General features: G+C 74.6%; 16 protein-coding genes. 3 read left to right on the top strand and 13 right to left on the bottom strand.

Annotation, left to right across the window (positions count from 1 at the left end; all coding sequences use genetic code 11):
- Window positions 1-102: 102 nt before the first annotated feature.
- Window positions 103-3969, top strand: a complete 3867-nt coding sequence (locus AC0QR5_RS11340; protein WP_329861098.1) for a choice-of-anchor I family protein — start codon at window positions 103-105, stop codon at window positions 3967-3969.
- A 104-nt stretch (window positions 3970-4073) separates the two neighbouring features.
- Here AC0QR5_RS11340 and AC0QR5_RS11345 read toward each other — a convergent pair whose 3' ends face one another.
- Together AC0QR5_RS11345 and AC0QR5_RS11350 are read right to left on the bottom strand one after the other, a co-directional pair.
- A complete protein-coding gene (locus AC0QR5_RS11345; protein ID WP_329861100.1) occupies window positions 4074-5360 on the bottom strand; it encodes an NAD(P)/FAD-dependent oxidoreductase in 1287 nt (428 codons plus the stop codon).
- Between the two features lie 142 nt (window positions 5361-5502).
- Window positions 5503-7293, bottom strand: a complete 1791-nt coding sequence (locus AC0QR5_RS11350; RefSeq protein ID WP_329861102.1) for an ABC transporter ATP-binding protein — start codon at window positions 7291-7293, stop codon at window positions 5503-5505.
- A 74-nt stretch (window positions 7294-7367) separates the two neighbouring features.
- On the opposite strand from AC0QR5_RS11350, the gene AC0QR5_RS11355 reads away from it, so the two are divergent.
- On the top strand, window positions 7368-8024 hold the full coding sequence (locus AC0QR5_RS11355) for a TetR/AcrR family transcriptional regulator (RefSeq protein ID WP_329861103.1): 657 nt from the start codon (window positions 7368-7370) through the stop codon (window positions 8022-8024).
- Window positions 8025-8145: 121 nt separating this feature from the next.
- On the opposite strand, the gene AC0QR5_RS11360 is transcribed toward AC0QR5_RS11355, so the two are convergent.
- The 4 genes from AC0QR5_RS11360 to AC0QR5_RS11375 all read right to left on the bottom strand — a co-directional run bounded on the left by AC0QR5_RS11360 (window position 8146) and on the right by AC0QR5_RS11375 (window position 11624).
- Window positions 8146-9102, bottom strand: a complete 957-nt coding sequence (locus AC0QR5_RS11360) for an endonuclease domain-containing protein (protein WP_329861104.1) — start codon at window positions 9100-9102, stop codon at window positions 8146-8148.
- 211 nt (window positions 9103-9313) lie between these two features.
- The gene (locus AC0QR5_RS11365) at window positions 9314-10111 is read right to left on the bottom strand and encodes a dioxygenase family protein (protein ID WP_329861105.1); all 798 of its coding nucleotides are present in this window, start codon (window positions 10109-10111) and stop codon (window positions 9314-9316) included.
- A 31-nt stretch (window positions 10112-10142) separates the two neighbouring features.
- Window positions 10143-10922 carry a peptidyl-tRNA hydrolase gene (locus AC0QR5_RS11370; protein ID WP_329861106.1) on the bottom strand — a complete coding sequence of 260 codons (780 nt, stop codon included), beginning with the start codon at window positions 10920-10922 and terminating at the stop codon, window positions 10143-10145.
- A 9-nt stretch (window positions 10923-10931) separates the two neighbouring features.
- Window positions 10932-11624: a DUF4232 domain-containing protein gene (locus AC0QR5_RS11375; protein WP_329861107.1), complete on the bottom strand. Its 693-nt coding sequence runs from the start codon at window positions 11622-11624 to the stop codon at window positions 10932-10934.
- A gap of 231 nt (window positions 11625-11855) precedes the next feature.
- On the opposite strand from AC0QR5_RS11375, the gene AC0QR5_RS11380 reads away from it, so the two are divergent.
- Window positions 11856-13022, top strand: coding sequence for a ferrochelatase (locus tag AC0QR5_RS11380; protein ID WP_329861108.1), 1167 nt, complete (start codon window positions 11856-11858; stop codon window positions 13020-13022).
- Here the strand turns inward: AC0QR5_RS11380 and AC0QR5_RS11385 are convergent.
- The 7 genes from AC0QR5_RS11385 to AC0QR5_RS11415 form a co-directional block, all read right to left on the bottom strand.
- Window positions 13019-13573, bottom strand: a complete 555-nt coding sequence (locus AC0QR5_RS11385) for a MarR family winged helix-turn-helix transcriptional regulator (RefSeq protein ID WP_329861109.1) — start codon at window positions 13571-13573, stop codon at window positions 13019-13021. The two genes, AC0QR5_RS11380 and AC0QR5_RS11385, sit on opposite strands and share 4 nt — an antisense overlap.
- Before the next feature lie 73 nt (window positions 13574-13646).
- Window positions 13647-15179, bottom strand: coding sequence for a cryptochrome/photolyase family protein (locus tag AC0QR5_RS11390; RefSeq protein ID WP_329861110.1), 1533 nt, complete (start codon window positions 15177-15179; stop codon window positions 13647-13649).
- An 11-nt stretch (window positions 15180-15190) separates the two neighbouring features.
- Window positions 15191-16096 (bottom strand): prenyltransferase, encoded by a 906-nt coding sequence (locus AC0QR5_RS11395; protein ID WP_430970703.1) that lies wholly within the window; start codon window positions 16094-16096, stop codon window positions 15191-15193.
- Window positions 16093-16413 carry a lycopene cyclase domain-containing protein gene (locus tag AC0QR5_RS11400; RefSeq protein WP_329861111.1) on the bottom strand — a complete coding sequence of 107 codons (321 nt, stop codon included), beginning with the start codon at window positions 16411-16413 and terminating at the stop codon, window positions 16093-16095. The genes AC0QR5_RS11395 and AC0QR5_RS11400 overlap by 4 nt, the downstream gene beginning before the upstream one ends.
- Window positions 16410-16739: a lycopene cyclase domain-containing protein gene (locus AC0QR5_RS11405; protein ID WP_329861113.1), complete on the bottom strand. Its 330-nt coding sequence runs from the start codon at window positions 16737-16739 to the stop codon at window positions 16410-16412. The genes AC0QR5_RS11400 and AC0QR5_RS11405 overlap by 4 nt, the downstream gene beginning before the upstream one ends.
- Window positions 16736-18316: a phytoene desaturase family protein gene (crtI, locus tag AC0QR5_RS11410; protein ID WP_329861114.1), complete on the bottom strand. Its 1581-nt coding sequence runs from the start codon at window positions 18314-18316 to the stop codon at window positions 16736-16738. Before crtI ends, AC0QR5_RS11405 begins: the two co-directional genes overlap by 4 nt.
- Window positions 18313-19266: a phytoene/squalene synthase family protein gene (locus AC0QR5_RS11415; protein WP_329861115.1), complete on the bottom strand. Its 954-nt coding sequence runs from the start codon at window positions 19264-19266 to the stop codon at window positions 18313-18315. The genes crtI and AC0QR5_RS11415 overlap by 4 nt, the downstream gene beginning before the upstream one ends.

Raw genomic sequence — 19266 nt, forward strand, 5'->3', positions numbered from 1 at the left:
GGGTGTGGGCGGAGGCCGAGGGGCCACTTGGTGTTTACCCGCCGGTAAGGTGCGCCGCGTAGACAAGGGAGGTCATCACCTCACCTCCTTGGGAGCACAGCCATGTCACAGTCCAGGCGCACACGGCGCCGGCTCGCCCGCGGGACGGCCGCCGCCGCCGTCGCGGCCCTCGCCGGCGCCCTGCTGGGAGCCCCGGCCCACGCGGGGATCGTCCCCGAACCGATCGCCTACCCGGTCTCGGCCCCGCTGACCCTCACCCCGGTCGGCAGCTACGAGACCGGCGTCTTCGACGCGTCGGCCGCCGAGATCGTCACCTACCACGCGGGAACGCAGCGGCTCTTCGTGGTCAACGCCCAGGCCGGGCTCGTCGAGGTCCTCGACGTCTCCGACCCCGCCGCCCCCGCCAAGCTCTTCGAGATCGCGGCCGACGGCGTCGCGAACTCCGTGGCCGTGCGCGCCGACGGCCTCGGCGTCATCGCGTTCGAGGCCGTGCCCAAGACCGCCCCGGGCTCGCTCGTCTTCTTCGACGCCACCGCCTCCGCGCCGAGCGTGCTCGGCTCCGTCCAGGTCGGCGCGCTCCCCGACATGGTGGCGCTCTCCGCCGACGGGAGCTACGCCGTCGTCGCCAACGAAGGCGAGCCCGCGGACGACTTCAGCGTCGACCCGGAAGGAAGCATCGGCGTCGTCCGCCTCCCCTCCGCCCTCGCGGCCCCGTCCCAGTCCGACGTCCGCACCGCGGACTTCCACGCCTTCGAGGCCGGCGGCGCCAAGACGCTGCCCGAGGACGTGCGCGTCTTCGGCCCCGCCCCGCACGGCGACGAGCTGCCCGTCTCGCGCAACCTGGAGCCGGAATACATCGCGATCGACGGCGGCACCGCCTACGCCGCGCTGCAGGAGGCCAACGCCGTCGCCGTCGTCGACCTGGCCAGCGCCACCGTGACGGACATCTGGCCGCTCGGCTTCAAGGACCACGGCGCCCCCGGCCACGGGATCGACCCCTCCGACCGCGACGGCGGCTTCGACCTCCGCACCTTCGAGGGCCTCAAGGGCGTCTACATGCCCGACGGCCTGAACGCCTACCAGGCCGGCGGGCAGAGCTACCTCGTCACGGCCAACGAGGGCGACGCCCGCGAGTGGGGCGACTACGTGGAGCCCTCCCGCGTGAAGGACCTCGGCAAGGGCGGCCTCGCGCCGGTCTGCGCCGATTCGCCGCTCGCCGCGCTGACCGGCGACGCCGACCTCGGCCGGCTCAACGTCACGACCGCCGACGGCCTGGACGCCGCGGGCGAATGCTATGAGGAGCTCTACTCCTTCGGCTCCCGCTCCTTCTCCATCTGGACCACCGACGGCACGCAGGTCTTCGACTCCGGCGACGAGTTCGAGCGCATCACCCACGCCGCGAACCCGGACTTCTTCAACTCCAACCACACCGAGTCCAACCTCGAGGGCCGCTCCGACGACAAGGGGCCGGAGCCGGAGAACCTGGCGATCGGGCAGGTCGGTGACAAGACGTACGCGTTCATCGGCTTCGAACGCGTCGGCGGGGTCGCCGTCTACGACATCACGGTCCCGGCGGCGGCCGAGTTCGTCTCCTACGTGAACAACCGGAACTTCGCCGAGTCCGTCGAGGCCGGCGGCTCGCTCGCCGCCGCGGGCGACCTCGGCGCCGAGGGTCTGGCCTTCATCCCCGCCGCCGACGCGCCGGGCGGCGTCCCGCTGCTCGCGGTCGGCAACGAGGTCTCCGGCACCACCACGCTGTTCGAGGTCTCCGGCGAGGGCGTCGTCCCGCCGGCCGAAACCACCACGATCGACGTGCTCGGCATCAACGACTTCCACGGCCGCATCCAGGCGGAGGCCCCGTCCGCGGGCGCCGCCGTCCTGGCGGGAGCGGTGGCGCAGCTGCGCGGCGAGAACCCGAACACGCTCTTCGTCTCCGCGGGGGACAACATCGGCGCGTCCACGTTCGCGTCCTTCTCCCAGGAGGACAACCCGACGATCGACGCGCTCAGCGCGGCCGGCCTGGACCTGTCGGTCGTGGGCAACCACGAGTTCGACCGCGGCTTCGCCGACCTGACCGACCGCGTCATCCCGCGCTTCGCGGCCGCCACCGGTGCGGACGGCGCGGACTTCGCGCTCGGCGCCAACGTCTACCGCAAGGGCGCCAAGACCCCGGCGCTGCGCGAGTACGCGCTGCGGGAGGTCGACGGCGTGACGGTCGGCTTCATCGGCACCATCACCGAGCAGACCGCCGCCATGGTCTCCCCCACGGGCATCGCGGACATCGAGTTCGGCGACCAGCTCGAGGCCGCCGACCGCGTCGCCGCCCAGCTGCGGGACGGGGACCCGACGAACGGCGAGGCGGACGTCGTCGTCCTGTTGACCCACGAGGGTTCCGCGGGCACCGACTGCGCCGCGATCGCCACCGAGGACACGCTCTACGGCGAGCTCGTGCGCGAGGCCTCCCCCGCGATCGACGCGATCCTCTCCGGGCACACGCACCAGTCCTACGCCTGCGAGTACGACGTCGAAGGCTGGGACGGGCTCAAGCGACCGGTCCTGCAGGCGCACCAGTACGGGACGACGCTGGGCAAGGTCAGCATCGAGGTGGATCCGGAGACGAAGCGGGTCCTCTCGCTCGGCTCGGAGCTGCTGCCGCTCGTCGGCACCGACGGCGCGGCACTGTACCCGGCGGATCCGGCCGTGGCGGCGCTCGTGGACGAGGCCGTCGCCGAGTCGGAGGTCGTCGGAGGCGTCCGCGTCGGGCAGATCACGGCCGACATCCTGCGCGGCGGCGACGCCGGGTCCGACCGCGGCGTCGAGTCGGCGCTGGGCAACTCCGTGGCCGACTTCCACTTGTGGGCCACATCCAACGAGTCCTTCGGCGGCGAGCCCGCGCAGATCGCGTTTATGAACCCGGGCGGGCTGCGGGCGGACCTGCTCTACGGCACGGACGGCACGGTGACCTTCAAGCAGGCCGCCGACGTGCAGCCGTTCGCCAACACGCTCGTCACGCTCGAGCTCACCGGCGCGCAGATCAAGGCCGTCCTCGAGGAGCAGTGGCAGCCGGAGGGGTCCTCGCGGCCCAAGCTGCACCTGGGCATCTCCGAGGGGCTCTCCTACGTCTACGATCCGGAGGCCCCGCGCGGCGAGCACGTCCTCTCGGTGAGCTTCGAGGGCGAGGAGATCGCCGACGACGCCGTGTTCCGCGTGGTCGCGAACTCCTTCCTGGCCGCGGGCGGGGACAACTTCTCCACCTTCGCGGAGGGGACCGGGTCCACGGACACGGGCCAGATCGACCTCGAGGCGACGGTCGCCTACTTCCAGGCGCACGACGCCGTCTCCCCCGCGCCGCTCGGCCGGGCCGTCGTGGCGGGCACCGACTGGGCCGAGGTCTCCCTCTCCGCGGGCACCGTGGAGCAGGGCGGCTCGATCGAGGTGACGGTCTCCGGCCTCGAGGAGGGCCAGCAGGTCACGGCCGAGCTGCACTCCGACCCGATCGTCGTCGAGGGCATCCCCGCCGCCGACGCCTCCGGGACCACGACCTTCACGCTCGAGGTCCCGGCCGGGTTCGCGACGGGCGCGCACACCCTGTTCGTCGCCTCCACCGGCCTCGAGCCGATCGCGACGCCGCTGACCGTCACCGCCGCGGCGGGCGGCGGATCGGACGACGGGGACGACGACGGCTCCGGCACCGGTTCCGGGGACGACGACGGCTCCGGCTCCGGCACCGGTTCCGGGGACGACGACGGCGCTGGCGCCGGCTCGGGCTCCGGCTCCGGAACGGGAACAGGCGGCGCGGGATCGGGCGACGGGTCCGGCACCGGAATCGGCGCGGGCGACCTGGTGAACACGGGCGCCCAGACGGGCCTCTTCGTGGGCCTGGCGCTGCTGCTGCTCACGGCGGGCGGCGTCATGGTGGCGGCCCGTCGGCGCCGTCAGCTGGCGGCGGAGGCAACGGAAGCCCCGTAGCCCCACCTCCCCAACGCATCACTCTCCTGCGTACGGCTGTTATGAGCGCGTCATGACAACCCGTCGTAGGAGAGTGATGTGGTTAAGGGGGCGGGGCGGGCGGCTCAGCGGGCCAGCTTCTTCAACGGGACCGACGGGTCGGCGAGCTGCGCCGGGTCCACGGGGATCCCGCGGTCGATGATCCGGCGCGCCGCCCGGACCGTGAGCCCGCCGTCGACGGCCGCGCACCCCGCGAGCCGTCCGCCGTCGTCCACGAGGAACGCTGCCACGGGCACGCCGCCCTCGACCCGCACCACGTGCGTCCCCGCTCCGGCCATCCGACCGACGCCCTCGACGTGCACGCCGTGCCGGTCGGACCAGAACCACGGTGCCCCGTGCGCGGGCGGCGCCTGCCTCAGGAGGGCGGCGGCCGCCGTCGTACCGGAGTTCAGCGCCGCTTCCCAGTGCTCCGCACGGCGCAGCAGGGTCCCGTCCGCCAGCCGCGTCCGCGCCGCGTCGCCGACCGCGAAGACGCGCGGGTGGGACGTGCGGCCGGCGGCGTCGACGAGGATCCCGTCCTCGACCGCGAGCCCCGCGGCCTCGGCGAGCGCCGTCCGCGGGACGATCCCGATCCCGACGAGCACGGCGTCGGCCTCGAGCGCGGTTCCGTCGGCGAGGAGCACGCGGCGGGGACCGGGGACGACGCCGGGGCCGGCCCCACCGGCGGGCCGCACGCCATCGGACGGGGTGCTGAGGGAGGGGGATGCGGCCCCCGGCGGGGTGATGGCGACGGGGACGGAGCCGTGGACGCGGATCCCGCGCTCGGCGTGCATCGCGTGCAGCCGGCGGGCGAGGTCCGGGCCGACGACGGGGACGAGCGGCGGGTCGACGGGTTCGACGAGGTCGACCGTGGCGCCCAGGGCGAGCGCCGCGGAGGCGGCCTCCGCGCCGATGAGCCCGCCGCCGACGACCACGATCCGGGCCCCGGGGCGCAAGTGCGGGCGCAGGCGGTCGGCATCGGCGCGCGTGCGCAGTTCGAGGACTCCGGGGTGGTCGGCGCCGGGGATGTCGAGGCGGCGGGCCGCGGCGCCCGGGGCGAGGACGACGGCGCCCGCGTCCGTCGTCGTGCCGTCCTCGAGCGTGACGCGCCCGGCGGCGGGATCGAGCGCGGCGGCGGTTCCGTGGACGACCTCGATGCCGTGCGCGGCGAACCACTCCGCCGGTTCGAACGCCAGCCGCGCGGCATCCTGCGTTCCCATCAGGTACTGCTTGCTCAGGGGCGGGCGGTCGTAGGGCAGGCCCTCGGGGTCGATGATCGCAAGCCGGCCGGTGTGGCCGCGGGCGCGGAGCTCGCGGGCGGTCGCGAATCCGGCCACGCCGCCTCCGATGACGACGACCGATTCCAGGGACATCTCCGGGCTCCTCTCCACGACTGCACCCACCCTCTAGCGCAACGCTAGCCACTCCCGGGTCGTTCCCAGCGCAGAGAACGGCGATTCCCCGGAGAGCGTTGCGGGGCGGAGCCGGGCGCGGGCGGGACGGGAGGCGGGCGGGTCAGACGGGCGCGATGCGCAGGGCCTCCACGAGGCCGCGGTAGAGCCCGCTGTCCTCGAGGAGCTCGGCGTGCGTGCCCCGGGCCACCACGCGGCCGGCGTCCATGACGATGATCGTGTCTGCGTCGACGACGGTCGAGAGCCGGTGCGCGATCGTGATGACGGCCCCGCGGGCGGCCTGGCGGGCGATCGCAGCCTGGATCGCGGCCTCGGTGATCCCGTCGACCTGCGCCGTGGCCTCGTCGAGCAGCAGCACGCGCGGCCGGGACAGGATGGCCCGCGCCAGCGCGATCCGCTGCCGCTGGCCGCCGCTCACCGAGCTTTCCGTCAGCGCCGTGTCGAGCCCGTCCTCCAGCGCGGCGACCTTCTCGGCCAGCAGGATCTCCTCCAGCACCGCGTCGACCTCTCCGGGGGCCGCGTCGGGGTTGGAGAAGAGCAGGTTCTCGCGGATGGTGCCGGGAATGATGGGCGTCTCCTGCTCCACATAGGCGAAGTGTCCGCGGACCTGCGCCGGCGTGAGCCCGGCGTAGCGCCGGCCGTCGATCAGCAGCTCGCCGGAGGCGGGGTCCACGAAGCGCAGCAGGAGCGAGAACACGGTCGTCTTGCCCGCCCCGGACGGCCCCACGATGGCCGTGTGCCCGCGCGAGGGGAAGGCCAGGGTGACGTCGTCGACGGCGGGCGCGGCCCCGTCGTCGTACCGTGCCGTGACCCCGCGCAGCTCCAGGAGGGCGCCGGGTACGACGCCGGATCCGGTGCCTTCGCGCGCCGCCGGCAGCGCGGGTGCCGTCCCGGCGGGAGGGACGTCGGACGCGGCCCGGGCGCGCGGCTCGAGCTCGAGGCCCTCGACGTCGCGGATCCGGCCGGCCGCGGCGATGCCGGACTGGAGCGTGGTGAGGTTTCCGCTGAGTTCGGTGATGGGGCCCATGAGGCCGAACGCGTAGAGGAGGAACGCGATGAGGGTGGAGACCCCGATCTCGCCCTGCGCCACGCGGACGGCGCCGTAGCCCAGGATCACGATGATCGTCGCCTGGATGCCGGTCCAGGCATATGTCCAGGCCATCGCCTCGCGGCGCACGGAGCGGACGCTGTGCTCGCGGGCGCTCGCGGCGTGGGCCAGGAGCGTGCCGGCCTGCCGGTCCTCGGCGTTGGAGACCTTGACCGTCTTGATCGCCCGCAGCGCCCCGTCGAGCCGGCCGCCGAGGTCGCCGACCGCCTCCTGGGCCTTCTCCTGCGCCACCGCGATGGCCGGCATGAGGGTGGCGAAGAGGATCACCACGACGATCACGGCCACGGCGGTGGTCACGAGCAGCGGCCAGTCCAGGACGGCCATGAGGACGAGCGTGCCGATCAGCATCACGACGCCGTTGATCAGGCCGATCACGCTCGAGGACGCCGCCTCCCGCAGCAGCACGGTGTCCGACGTGACGCGCGTGACGAGCTCGCCCGTGGGCCGGGCGGCGAGTGCGAGGACCTTGGCGCGGAAGTAGCGGCGGATCATGCGCTCGCGGGCCTGGTAGACGATCCGCTCGGCGAGCGTGCCGAGCAGGACCCACTGCCACCAGCCGATCGCAGCGCCCACGACCATGAGGAAGGTCAGGACGAGCACGGGATCGCGCAGCGACTGCCCGGCCTCGAGGCTGTCGAGGATCCACTTGGTCACCATCGGGCTCGCGAGCCCCATGGCCGAGCCGAGCAGCGCGAGGACGAGCCCGAGGACCAGGACCCGGGCGTGGGGGCGCGCGTAGGACCAGAGGATGCCGGACCGGGAGCGGGGGCTGGTGGGCTGCGTCATGAAATCATGGGACGACTCTGTCCCAAAAATGTCAAGACTAGTCCCATCGCCGGACGGGGTTGTACATTGGCGGCATGACGAGCGAGAGCGGCAACGGGCGCGTGCGCGAGCGGACGCGGGAGCGCATCCTGCGCGCCGCGCTGCCCGTGCTGGCCCAGAACCCGCAGGCCACGATGGGCGCGATCGCCGACGCGGCGGGGGTGTCGCGCAGCACCCTGCACCGCTACTACCCGGACCGCGCCTCGCTGCGCGAGTGCCTCGGCGGATTCGTCGAGGCGGAGTCCGCGCGGGCCGCCGAGCGCGCGCGGCCCGGGGAGGGAACGGGGCTGGAGGCGATCGTCCGGCTGCTCCACGAGTACCTGGACCTCAGCGAGCTGTTCATCTGGTGGTGGTCCGGCGTCGAGTCCCGCGCGGCGGAGGACTGCGCCCCGGACGGAGTCGGAAAGGACGCCGGGAACGACGCCGGCGCGGGCGGCGAGGGCGCCGGCGGCGGCCCGGGGGGCGGCACCGAGGACTACGACGACGCGGCGCTGCGGCGGCTCGTCGAGCGCGGGCACGCGGACGGATCGATCGACTCCTCGCTCCCCTCGGCCTGGATCACGAGCGTGGTCTGGTCGATGCTCTACGGGGCATGGGAGTTCGAGCGCTCGGGCGCGGCCACGCGGCACGAGGTCCGCGAGTTCTACATCGGCACGCTGACGAAGGTCCTCGCCCCCGCCGCCCGCCCCTGACCCGCACGCCCGCTCACCCGCTCGCCCACCGCCATTCGCATCACTATCCACTTCAGCGTCCTTCCCAGCGCTGAGAGCAGCGATTCCCCGGAGAGTATTGCGTCCGGGTCGCCTCGCGGCGTCAGGCCGCGCGCCCCGCCGTCGCGATCGCTTCCCCCACGAGCCGCACGGCCCGCGCGAACCCGCCCCGGTAGTCCTGCCAGTCGAACTTCATGACCCGCCACCCGGCCTGGGCGAACCGCAGGTCCCGCCGGTTGTCGGAGGCGAGCTGCTCGCGCGTGCGGTGATGATCGCCGTCGTACTGCAGGGCGAGCCGCCACCGGCGGTAGCCGAGGTCCGCGACCGGGGCGAACGGGTCCGACGGATCCGCCGAGACCTGTAGCTCGGGCTCCGGCAGCCCGTCCTTGACGAGCGCGAGCCGCAGCTTCGTCTCGGCGGGCGAGTCCGCGCCGACGCGCACGAGTTCCAGCGCCTCCCGCGCCCGCACGATGCCCGGGTAGGCGGTGTGGTCGGCAGCCATCCTCGCCAGCGCCCCGGGCGTGGACCACGGCTCGCTCCGGCTCTCGAACCTCGCCCGCGGAATACGCACCAAGTGGTCGCCGAGCGCCACAAGGTCGCCGAGCGGTAGCAGTTGAGCCAGATCGATCCACGTCCGTTCGCGCGTACTGACCGGTGGCGCGAAGCCGGGAGGGCCGTCGTCGGGCGGTTCCAGCTCCATCGTCTCGCCCGGGCGGAGGAGGATGCGGTGGACGACGGCGGCGTTCACGCTCAGCGGCGGCATCCGCCGCGCGCGGGAGAGGTGCAGCCGCGCATCCCCCTCGAGCCGCCTCGGCAGCGGCAGGCGGTGGAGGCGGGCGGCCGTCACGTGCGACCCCCACGTCTCACGGTGCCGCGCCGTGAACCCCGCTAACAGCGCGGCCTCGCTCGGCTGCTCGAGCCCCTGGGCGTAGAGGCCGGTGTCGATCCGGAGGATATCGGAGGAGCGGAGGCGGGCGGGCGTCACCCCGGCGCGGCGCGCTTGGGCGAGCGTGAAGACGCGTCGGCTGAGTTCTGGGGGAAAGGGTCCGGGTGGGCGCATCCTCCGATTCTGGCGAACGACGCCGGGGCCCGCCCGCGTTGTCCACAGGCGTTCGCCAGGGGCTTCTGTCCCCTCACAACGCGCCGACCGCCCGGCGCGCCCGATTCCGCAACACGATCCGCTCCAGCGCTGTTCAGCGGCACGCGTAACGACGCTGCGCTGGATCGTGATGCGGGGGATGGCGGGTCAGTGGCTAGTCGGAGTCGGGCGGTCAGCCCAGGGTCCAGGACCGCTTCGAGAGGCCGAACCAGAAGCCGTCGATCGCGGTCTTCGCGTCGATCCCGCCCGAGGCGTAGGCCGCGCCCAGCGCCACGTACAGCGGCGCCCAGTGCTCGGAGCGCGGGTGGGCCTCGCGGGCGGCCGGCGCCTTGTTCAGGAAGTCCAGGATGGAGTCGACGTCGCCGCGGGCCATCGCCTCCTCGGCCCAGTGATCGAACTCGCTCGAGGCCGCGGGCGGCTCGCCGTCGGGCCCGGCCGCCGGGTTGAACCAGCGCAGGTTGTGCGTCGTGAAGCCGGAGCCGACGATCAGCGTTCCCTGTTCGCGCAGCGGGGCGAGGGTCTTGCCGAGCTCGAACAGGCCCTGCGGGTCGAGCGTGGGCATGGACATCTGGACCACGGGCACGTCGGCGTCGGGGAACATCTCCTTGAGCGGGACGTAGGCACCATGGTCCAGCCCGCGGGTCTCGTCGCGCTCGACGTGGTGGCCGTGCGTCCCGGCGAGCCGCGCGACCTCGTCGGCGAGGCCGGGGGCGAGCGGGGCGTCGTAGCGGACGTCGTAGTAGCGCTGCGGGAAGCCCCAGAAGTCGTAGACGAGCTCCTGCTTGCGGGCCGAGGCGCTCAGCGTGACGGGCGCGTTCTCCCAATGCGCGGAGATCATCAGGATGTCCTTGGGCTTCTCGAACGTCCCGGACCACCCGGCCAGCTCCGCGGTCCACGTCGCGTCGTCGGCCAGCGGCGGGGCGCCGTGGGAGAGGAAGAGGACCGGGGGAAGGGCCGTGGCTGTGCTCATGGGTCCAGCGTACGCCGATTTAGTTGAGAGTTCAAGCAAATCGTTCCACGTCATCGACCACGCACGCCGTCGCCGACCCCGGGGCGATCTCCGTCCGGCCCGCATCCTGGATCAGCGGCCCGGCCCCGCTCACGGCCACGGCCTGGTCAAACGCCGCCGCATCCAACCGCCGCACCGCGAGCGGGCGCCCGGCGCGCAGCCAGGCGTCCAGCCGCGCCGGATCCGCCGCGAGCAGCCACGCGAAGAGCGCGTGCGCGGCCTGCGCCGCCGCCTTGCCCGTGGACATGCCCAGGGCGTCGTTGAGCACCACCACGAGCCCCGCGGGATCCCCGGAGGGCGCGGCGCCGGGGCCCGCCCCGGGCGCGCCCCCTCCCTTCGCACCGCGCTCGGCCGGGACGGCGTGGCCGGCCGGGGTGGCACGCGGCAGCTCGGTGCCCGAGACCTGGAGCTTGCGGATCCGCGGCGGGACCGCATCGGCGGCGACGGGCTCGAACGCGATCGCCCGGCCCGCGCCGGACGCGGCGAGCGCATGGTCGGGGAACCCGTCCCGGACCTTGGCGAACGCCTTGGCGTCGGCGCGCCGGACGGCCTTCGCGAAGGAGCCCTCGGCCCACGGCCTCCACCCGGCGGCCTCGGGCGCGGCGATGAACGCGGCCACGGAAGCGAGCGCGGCGGCCGCGATGCCCTCGGCCTCCGGGGCCGGATCCCCGCGATCGACGAGCAGCACGATCTGCTGGACCAGTTCGGCCGCCGCCCCGGGAGGCGGGACGGGGCCGGGAGGCGCGGGTTCGGCGTCGTACTGCTGGCTCACCCGGCCAGTCTAGGGGCGCGCGGACCCCACCGGCTCCCACGCGGTCACGGCCACCGCGCCGCCGTCCACGATGTCGAGGTCCACGGGGAGCTTGGCGCGCTCGGCGCCCGCGTACGGCGCCACGAGCAGCGTGCCCGCGCGTGTGTCGCCCGCCCCCGCCATGGCATTCCACCCCAGGAGGGCGCGGGCCGCTCCACCGGGTTCGAGGACGACGACGGCGAGGGCCGCAGTGCGGGGCGGGGCGTCCGGCGAACGGCCGGGCGCGTCCGGCGCCCGCCGGCGGACCGCGAGCACCACGGAGAACCACAGCGCGAGGAAGCGGGGCGCGCGGGAGGCGGCATCGGCATCGTCCTCCCCGCCACCGGTCCGGGGAAGGACGAGGCGGGCCAGGGCGAAGACGAGGGCGCCGAGCAGCAGCGCCGAGGCGAGCGGCACGAGGAGGTTCCACGGGGCTTGCGATGCGGCGACCCAGCGCGGGACGGTCGTCGGCAGCACGAGGCCGGCCGCCTCGACGGGGATCCGGGAGGTGCCCGCGGCAAGGGCGTCGTAGAGGGCACCGCCGCCCCACCAGAGCAGGGCCGCGGCGAGGGCCGCCCAGCGCGCGGCGCGGAGGGAACCGTGGCGGGGGCGCACGGGGCGGGCGTCGGAGTCGTCGCGCGGGGAGCCGGACGACGGCGCGGCGTGCGGGTGGTTGGAGGCCACGGCCCCAGCCTAGGCGCCGGCACGCCCGGCGCCCGGCCACCGACGCCGCCCGCTACCCTCACCCGCGCTTGCCTTCCCCTCATCTCGATCCATCCTCGCGCTGTCATAGCGCGCGCGTCACGACGATTCCCCGGTGGGTGTTGCGGGGCAAGGCGAGAGGGGGTGAGGGAAGAATTTAGCTAGACAGGCATGATACTTTCTACGCAAGAGACCTAGGAAGAGGCGGAACCCATGACCAGCAGCGCCCGGACGCAGCCCCACGTCGAACAGCCCACGGACTACGACGCCGTGCTCCTGCTTTCCTTCGGCGGCCCCGAAGGGCAGGACGACGTCATCCCGTTCCTGCGCAACGTCACGCGCGGGCGCGGAATCCCCGACGAACGACTCGAGGAAGTCGCCACGCACTACCGTCACTTCGGCGGCGTGAGCCCGATCAACGCGCAGAACCGCGCGTTGCGCGAGGCCCTCGAGGCCGAGCTGCGCCGCCGCGGCAGCCGGCTCCCCGTCCTGTGGGGGAACCGGAACTGGGCACCATTCGCCGACGACGTCCTGCGGGAGGCGGCCGACGCCGGGATGGGCCGCGTCCTGGCCGTGACCACGAGCGCCTACTCCTCCTACTCCAGCTGCCGCCAGTACCGGGAGGATCTGGCACGCGCCGGCTCGGCCGCGGGAGGGCGGATCGAGCTGGACAAGGTCCGCCAGTACTTCGACCACCCGGGATTCGTCCGGCCCTTCGTCGAGACGGTCGCGGCAGCGCTGCGCGACCTGGTCCACGACGACGCGTCGCTCGATCCGGCCACGGACATCGAGCTCCTCTTCGCCACCCATTCGATTCCGCTCGGCGACGCCGAGGCATCGGGCCCTCCCGCGCGGGACTTCGGCGGGGGCGGCGCCTACGCCGCCCAGCACCGGGCCATCGCCGGGCTCGTGGCCGGGGAGGCGGCGCGGGAGTTCGCGGCCCAGACCGGGCGGGACGCAGTGACCCCGCCGTGGCAGCTGGTCTACCAGTCGCGTTCCGGGCCCGCCTCGCAGCCTTGGCTCGAGCCGGATGTGAACGACGCGATCTCCGCGCTGCCCGGGGTGGGTCGCCGGGCCGTGGTCGTGGTGCCGATCGGCTTCGTCTCCGACCACATGGAGGTCATGTGGGACCTCGACGAGGAGGCGGCCGAGACGGCCCGCGACGCCGGACTCGCGTTCATCCGCACGCCCACTCCGGGCACGCATCCGGCGTTCGTCGCGGGGCTCGCGGACCTTGTCGAGGAGCGGCTCTCCGGGGTCCCGGCCTCCGAGCGGGCCCGGACCACGCCCCTCGGCCCGTGGTACGACGTCTGCCGGCCGGGCTGCTGCGCCAAGGCGGGACGCCCGTTCCTGCCGGCCGCCGCGGGGATCGAGCCCTAGGCGCCAGGTTCCGCCGCGCCGAGGCTCGCGCTCAAGTCGTCCGCCGACTCCCGCAGGTAGCGGATGACGACGTCGCGCTCGGCGGGCGTGAGCCGCGCGGCCGCGCCGAAGCGCACGGCGTGGTGCCGGCCGACCTGCTCCCGCGCGACCAGGTGCGTCTCGGCGGTGACCTCGATGCGTTGCGAGCGGCGGTCCGTGGGATGCGGGCTCCGGACCACATGGCCTCCTGCCTCGAGCCGGTCGAGGAGCTTGGTGATGGACGCGGTCGTGATCCCGAGGTGCCGGGCGAGAGCGCCGGGCGTCACCGTGCCGCCGGTGTTCTTCGCGGAGATGAGGAAGCGGATCGCCCGCATGTCCGTCTCGCCGAGCCGCATGTAGCGCTGGGAGGCCGCGGCGATCGCGCGTTCGGCCGCGCGCAGGCGCCCCATCTGCTCCATGATCGCGTCGACCTGCGCCAGCTCCGCCGGGCCCAGCCCGCCGCGGTCGACGAGGCGCCCCTCGGGATCGCTCGAGGCCAGGCTGAACGACTCGTGCCGCGGTGCGTCGGTCATGGGCTCAGGCACCTCTCGGGTTTCTCTCGCCGCTGGGCCGCGGCTGGACTGGTATCAAGCTTGGCTAACTATCCTAGCCCCGCGCGGCGCGCATGCGGGCATGGGCCTCGAGCGTCGCCGCCCGGCTCTCGGCGAGGTCGACGACGGGGTCCCTCACCTCGGGCGCGAACCGGGCCGCGTACCGCCCGGCCGGGTCGAAGCGGGCGCGCTGCCGCTCGGGGTTGAGCACCCGGAAGTAGGGCGCGGCGTCGTTCCCGCAGCCCGCGACCCACTGCCAGTTCACGGGGTTGGAGGCGGCGTCGGCGTCCACGAGCGTGTCCCAGAACCAGGCCTCGCCGTCCCTCCAGTGCAGCCCCAGGTTCTTCACGAGGAAGCTCGCGGTGACCATGCGGGCCCGGTTGTGCATCCAACCCGTCCTCCACAGCTGGCGCATGCCGGCGTCGACCATGGCGAAGCCCGTCTCGCCCCGGCGCCACGCGGAGAACGCCGCGGCCTCTCCGGGTCCGTCGCCGGCCCGCGCCCAGTCAAAGGCGTCGAACTCCGGCCGCAGGTTCTCCGTGGGAAGCCGGGGCTCGTGGTGCAGCTGGTGCCAGGAGAACTCCCGCCACAGCAGCTGCCGTTGCAGCTGGGCGGCCGAGCCGGCGTCGTCCGCGGCGGCACGGGACTCCTCCACGGCCCACCAGAGCTGGTGCGGGCTCACGTGCCCCCAGCGCAGCGCCGGCGACAGGCGGGACGTTCCGTCGAGGTCGGGCCGGTCGCGCTCGGCGCCGTAGGCGGCCAGCCCGCCGGCGCGAACCTGATCGAGGCGCTCCAGCGCGGCGGACTCCCCCGGGCGCCAGGCCTCGTCGAGCCCCCTGGTCCACGCGGCGCCGCGGGCGTCGAGGCCCCAGTCGGCGAGCGCATCGGAGCGCGGGAGCCGCGCCGGTTCCCCCGCCGGGGCTGCGGAGCACGACGGCGGACCGTCGGACGAGGCACCGGCGCGGACGGTGTCCCGCGCGGCGGGGACGGGCGACGGCGCGGGCGGGATGGTGCCGGCGGCCGGCCGCGGCACGCCCTCGGGCCGGCGGAAGCCTCCCCCGGCGCGGTCGACGACGGCGCGGGAGAAGGGCGTGAAGACGCGGTAGTGGCCGCCGGTCGAGGTCAGGAGCGTGGCCGGGTCATGCAACAGCAGGGCCCGGTGCGCGTGCACGGCGACCCCGGTCGTGCGCAGTTCCCGGGTGGCCTCGGCGTCCACGGCGCGCTCGGGACCGCCGTGGCGCTCGTTGAAGTGCAGTCCCACCGCCCTTCCGGGACCGGCCCCGCGCCGCCCGGCCGCGAGTGCGCGCACGACGTCGGCGACCTCGCGGGCCGCCGGGCCACGGCGCAGGATGAGCGGCACGCCGAGTCCGGCCAGCCGCTCCCCGAGCTCCTGGAGCGCGTGGTGCAGCCACCACCGCGCCGCCCCGCCGAGCGGGCGGACCCCGGGCGAGGCCTCGTCGAGGACGAACAGTCCGACGGCCGGCCCCGCGGCGAGGGCGGCGGCGAGCGCGGGGTGGTCCGCCGTGCGCAGGTCGTCGCGGAACCACACCACCGAGACCGCGCCCTCGGCACCGTCCCCTCCAGTCATCTCAGCGCCCTTCATGTCAGCGTCCCCCACCATGCCGCGATGAGGAGCAGGGTCACGAGGAACCCCGTCACGTAGTTCAACCACAGGAAGCGCCGCCAGCCGGCGTGCGCGGCGGCGGACCCGGCGTCGTCGATCCGGGCGAACGGCAGGACGTTGGCCACGTAGGGCAGCGCCAGGAGTGCCGCCCACGGTCCCGGCCACGCCGTCGTCAGCATGAGCACCCCGGCGAGCAGGTAGGCGGCGGCCGCGCCGCGGACCGTGCGCCGCGCCCCGCACACGGTGGCGATCGAGGCGATTCCCGCCTCGCGGTCCGGCACGACGTCCTGCACCGCCCCGAAGGCGTGGCTCGCCATCCCCCACAGGAAGAACGCTGCCAGCAACGCGCCCAGCTGCGGCGTGGGTTCCGCCCCGGCGAGCGCGAGCCCGAACACGGCCGGCGAGACGAAGTGCAGGCTCGACGTGGCCGAGTCCAGGCCGGGCACCTCCTTGAAGCGCAGCCCGGGGGCGCTGTAGGCGTAGACGGCGGCGAGGGAACCGGCCAGCACGAGGGCCGAGACCCACGTCCCCCAGGCCAGCAGGACGGCGACGAACGGCGCGCCGGCCAGGCCTGCCGCCCACAGCACCCCTCGATGCCGCGCCTTCTCCAGCACGGCGCCCTCGACACCGCCCTTGCGCGGATTGCGCAGGTCGGAGTCGTGGTCGAAGACGTCGTTGATCCCGTACATCGCGAGGTTGTAGGGCACCAGGAAGAACAGCGTCCCCACCACGAAGGCGGCGTCGACCCGTCCCGCGGTGAGCAGGTAGGCGGCGGCGAAGGGGTAGGCGGTGTTGATCCACGACAGGGGACGGGAGGTCGCGAGCAGCCCCGCGAGGGTGCCGGCCGCCGACGTCCGCCCGCCGTCCGCCGTCGTCCTCACGCCTGCCCCCTCTCCGCGGGCCCGCCGGCGAGCCAGTACACGGCCGGCACGAGGAGCACGGCGGTCGCGGCGTAGCCGAGGTCCTCCACGGGGGCGAGGCCGATCCGCAGGCCGCTGAGCCCGTGCTCGCCGTAGTCGAACAATCCGGCGGCGATCATCAGGTTGTCGAACACGGCCGTCAGCAGCAGGACCACGGCCAGCGCCCCGCCCACGGGTGGCAGGACGGCGCGCGGCGGGATGCGGCGCAGCAGAAGGGCCGCGGTGAACAGCAAGGCGGCCGCCCCGAGGAAGATCCACGTCATCGCGGCAAGGCTCATGCCCGGCCCCCGTCCCGTCCGCGGGCGGCGAGCACGGCCTGCAGCCCGGCGACCAGGACCATCGACTGGTAGCAGAGGAACACCAGGAAGAACGCCTCCTCGAGCGGCAGTTGATCGGCGAGCATGATGCCCGTCATCCAGACCGAGTCGCGGTGCAGGAAGATCCCCTCGGCGATCGCCCACGCATCCCAGGCCAGGAGCACGGCCGTGCCCACGGCCAGGGCCGCGAGCGCCGGCAGCGGGGCGCGGAAGAGGAAGAGGCGGTACCGCGCATCGAGCGCGGTCATGCAGGCGAGGAGCCCGAGCAGGATCAGCAGGTAGGTCACGGCGCGGCCCTCCCGGCGGGCTCGGGCAGCCGCCCACCGCCGGCAAGCCCCATCACGGCCCGGGCCGTGACCTCGGCGCTGATGAGGCACATCGGCACACCGATGCCGGGCCGGACCGAGCTGCCCGCGTAGTGCAGCCCGTCGACGCGGCGGCTGCGGTTGCCGGGGCGCAGGAACGCGCTCTGGGCCAGGGTGTGCGCGGGCCCCAGGGCGGAGCCCCTCCAGGCGTTGAGCGTCTCGGCGAAGTCCGCCGGGCCGCGCGTGTGGCGCACGGTGATCCGCCCGCGCAGATCCTTGATCCCGGCCCAGGCCGCCAACTGGTCCACGGCCGCGTCCGCGACGGCCTCGACGGCCGGATCCCCGGTCCCGTCCACTCCCCCGCGGCCCCAGTCCGGCCGGGCCGGTGCCGGGACCAGGAGGAACAGGTTCTCGTGGCCGGCCGGCGCGACCGAGGGGTCCGTGGCGCTGGGACGGCAGACGTACATGCTGGTCTCCGGCAACAGCGGCCGTCCCGCGTGGATCCGGCCGAAGTTGTCCGCCCAGTCGCGCGTGAAGAGCAGGTTGTGGTGGGCCAGCTCCGGCAGCGGTCCCCGTACCCCGAGCATCGCCAGGACGGCGCTCGGCCCGGGGTCCCGCCGCCTCCAGCGCCGCTCCGGATGCGTGCGCAGCTCCGCCGGGAGCAGGGCGGTCTCGACGTGGTGCAGGTCCGCGGCGGCGACCACCGTGTCGGCGGCGATCGTGCGCACGGTGCCCGCCCCGTCGTCGTACTGGACGCCCGTGACCCGGGCCCGCGCGGCACCGCGCCGCGCCGTCAGGATCCGGCGCGCCCGCGCCTCCGTGACCAGCCGGACCCCGGCGCCCTCGACGAGGCGGACCATCGCATCGACGAGCGCCGCGAAACCGCCCTGCGGATACAGGACGCCCTGGCCCAGGTCGAGGTGGCTCATGAGGTGGTAGAGCGCCGGCGTGCGGGCCGGGCTGCTGCCCAGGAAGACGGCCGGGTAGCCCAGGACCTGGCGCATCCGCGGGTCGGCGAAGCGCCGGGCCACGTGCCCCTCGAGGCTCCCGGCGAGCAGCCCGGCCAGGCGCGGGGCGCGGCGCAGCACCTCGGGCCGCAGGAAGGCCGACGGCGTCGCGAAGTCCTCGTAGAGGAAGTGCCCGAGCGCCAGGTCGTGGCTCTCGCGCGCGTCGTCGAGGTAGCGGCGCAGCGCGGGCCCGGCCCCGGAGCTGAGCCGGTCGAAGGCCTCGAGCGCCCGCGGCCCGGCGGTGAGGTCCAGCGGCTCGGACGAGCCCTCGAACCACGTGCGGTAGCCGGGATCCAGCCGGACCAGGTCCAGCTCGGCGGCGGCGCTGCTGCCCATGAGCCGGAACCAGTGGTCGATGACGTCCGGCATGAGGTACCAGGACGGGCCCGTGTCGAAGCGGAAGCCGCGGTCCTCGATCCGCCCCGCGCGGCCGCCGGGCACGGGATGCTGCTCCAGCACGGTGACCCGGTGGCCAGCGGCGGCGAGCAGCCCCGCCGTCGCCAGTCCCGCGAATCCCGCCCCGATGACGACGACGGAGCCCGGCCCGCTCACGCCGCCCGCCCCGGGCGCGGCACGGGTTCCGGGCGCCCCTCGGGTTCCGGGCGTCCCGGGCGCGGGGCGCGGGAGGGCGCCCGTCCCGGGAGCGGCACGGCGAGTACCGACGCGGCGATCGCGGCCTTGCGGACGGGGCCGACGCGGACGCGGCGGGCCGCGATCCCGGCCGCCGGGGTGCGCTCGAGCTGGAGCAGCAGGCGGCCGAAGAGGCGGTGGGCCAGCTGGACGGCGCGCGCGGCACGGTGGTCGAGGTAGGAGATGCCGGACCGGGCGGCGTCGAGGTCCGCGCGGATCTCGGCGACGAGCTCCGCCTTCCGCGCCTCGCTGAGCGTCCCGCCGGCAGTGCCGGGCAGGTAGCTGCGGCCGAGCCCGGCGGAGTCGGCGGCGAGGTCGCGCAGGAAGTTGACCTTCTGGAACGCGGCGCCGAGCGCGCGGGCGGAGGCCTCGAGCTCGGCGTCGTGGCCGGGTGCGGTGCCGGGCATCGCGGAGAAGACGCGCAGGCACAGCAGCCCGACGACCTCGGCGGAGCCGTAGATGTAGCTCCCGAGCTCGGCGGCGGTGTAGCTGCGGGCGTGGACATCGGCGCGCATGGAGGCGAAGAAGGGGCGGGTCAGCTCCGGGCCGATGCCGTGCGCGCGGGCCGTGGCCGCGAAAGCGTGGACCACGAGGTTGGTGCTGTAGCCGCAGGCGAGCGCGGCCTCCGTCTCCTCTTCCAGCCCGTCGAGAGCGGCCGCGATCCGCTCGGGCGGCAGGCCCGCCTCGGCGGCGACGCCGTCGACGACCTCGTCGGCCAGCCGGACCAGGGCGTAGACGTTGGCGATGTGGGCGCGGGTGCGGCGCCCGAGCAGCCGGCAGGCCAGCGAGAACGACGTCGAGTAGGCCTCCAGGACCATGCCGGAGCCGTGGGCGGCGGTCCGGGTGTAGAGGCCGAGCGGGGTCGGGCGCAT

It is taken from the genome of Arthrobacter sp. J156, assembly GCF_056172865.1.

Coding starts and splice junctions, on each gene's coding strand:
- AC0QR5_RS11380 (WP_329861108.1), top strand. CDS start 11,856: ATGACCAGCAGCGCCCGGACGCAGCCCCACGTCGAACAGCCCACGGAC.
- AC0QR5_RS11385 (WP_329861109.1), bottom strand. CDS start 13,573: ATGACCGACGCACCGCGGCACGAGTCGTTCAGCCTGGCCTCGAGCGAT.
- AC0QR5_RS11400 (WP_329861111.1), bottom strand. CDS start 16,413: ATGAGCCTTGCCGCGATGACGTGGATCTTCCTCGGGGCGGCCGCCTTG.
- AC0QR5_RS11390 (WP_329861110.1), bottom strand. CDS start 15,179: ATGACTGGAGGGGACGGTGCCGAGGGCGCGGTCTCGGTGGTGTGGTTC.
- AC0QR5_RS11360 (WP_329861104.1), bottom strand. CDS start 9,102: ATGCGCCCACCCGGACCCTTTCCCCCAGAACTCAGCCGACGCGTCTTC.
- AC0QR5_RS11355 (WP_329861103.1), top strand. CDS start 7,368: ATGACGAGCGAGAGCGGCAACGGGCGCGTGCGCGAGCGGACGCGGGAG.
- AC0QR5_RS11340 (WP_329861098.1), top strand. CDS start 103: ATGTCACAGTCCAGGCGCACACGGCGCCGGCTCGCCCGCGGGACGGCC.
- AC0QR5_RS11350 (WP_329861102.1), bottom strand. CDS start 7,293: ATGACGCAGCCCACCAGCCCCCGCTCCCGGTCCGGCATCCTCTGGTCC.
- AC0QR5_RS11415 (WP_329861115.1), bottom strand. CDS start 19,266: ATGCGCCCGACCCCGCTCGGCCTCTACACCCGGACCGCCGCCCACGGC.
- AC0QR5_RS11365 (WP_329861105.1), bottom strand. CDS start 10,111: ATGAGCACAGCCACGGCCCTTCCCCCGGTCCTCTTCCTCTCCCACGGC.
- AC0QR5_RS11345 (WP_329861100.1), bottom strand. CDS start 5,360: ATGTCCCTGGAATCGGTCGTCGTCATCGGAGGCGGCGTGGCCGGATTC.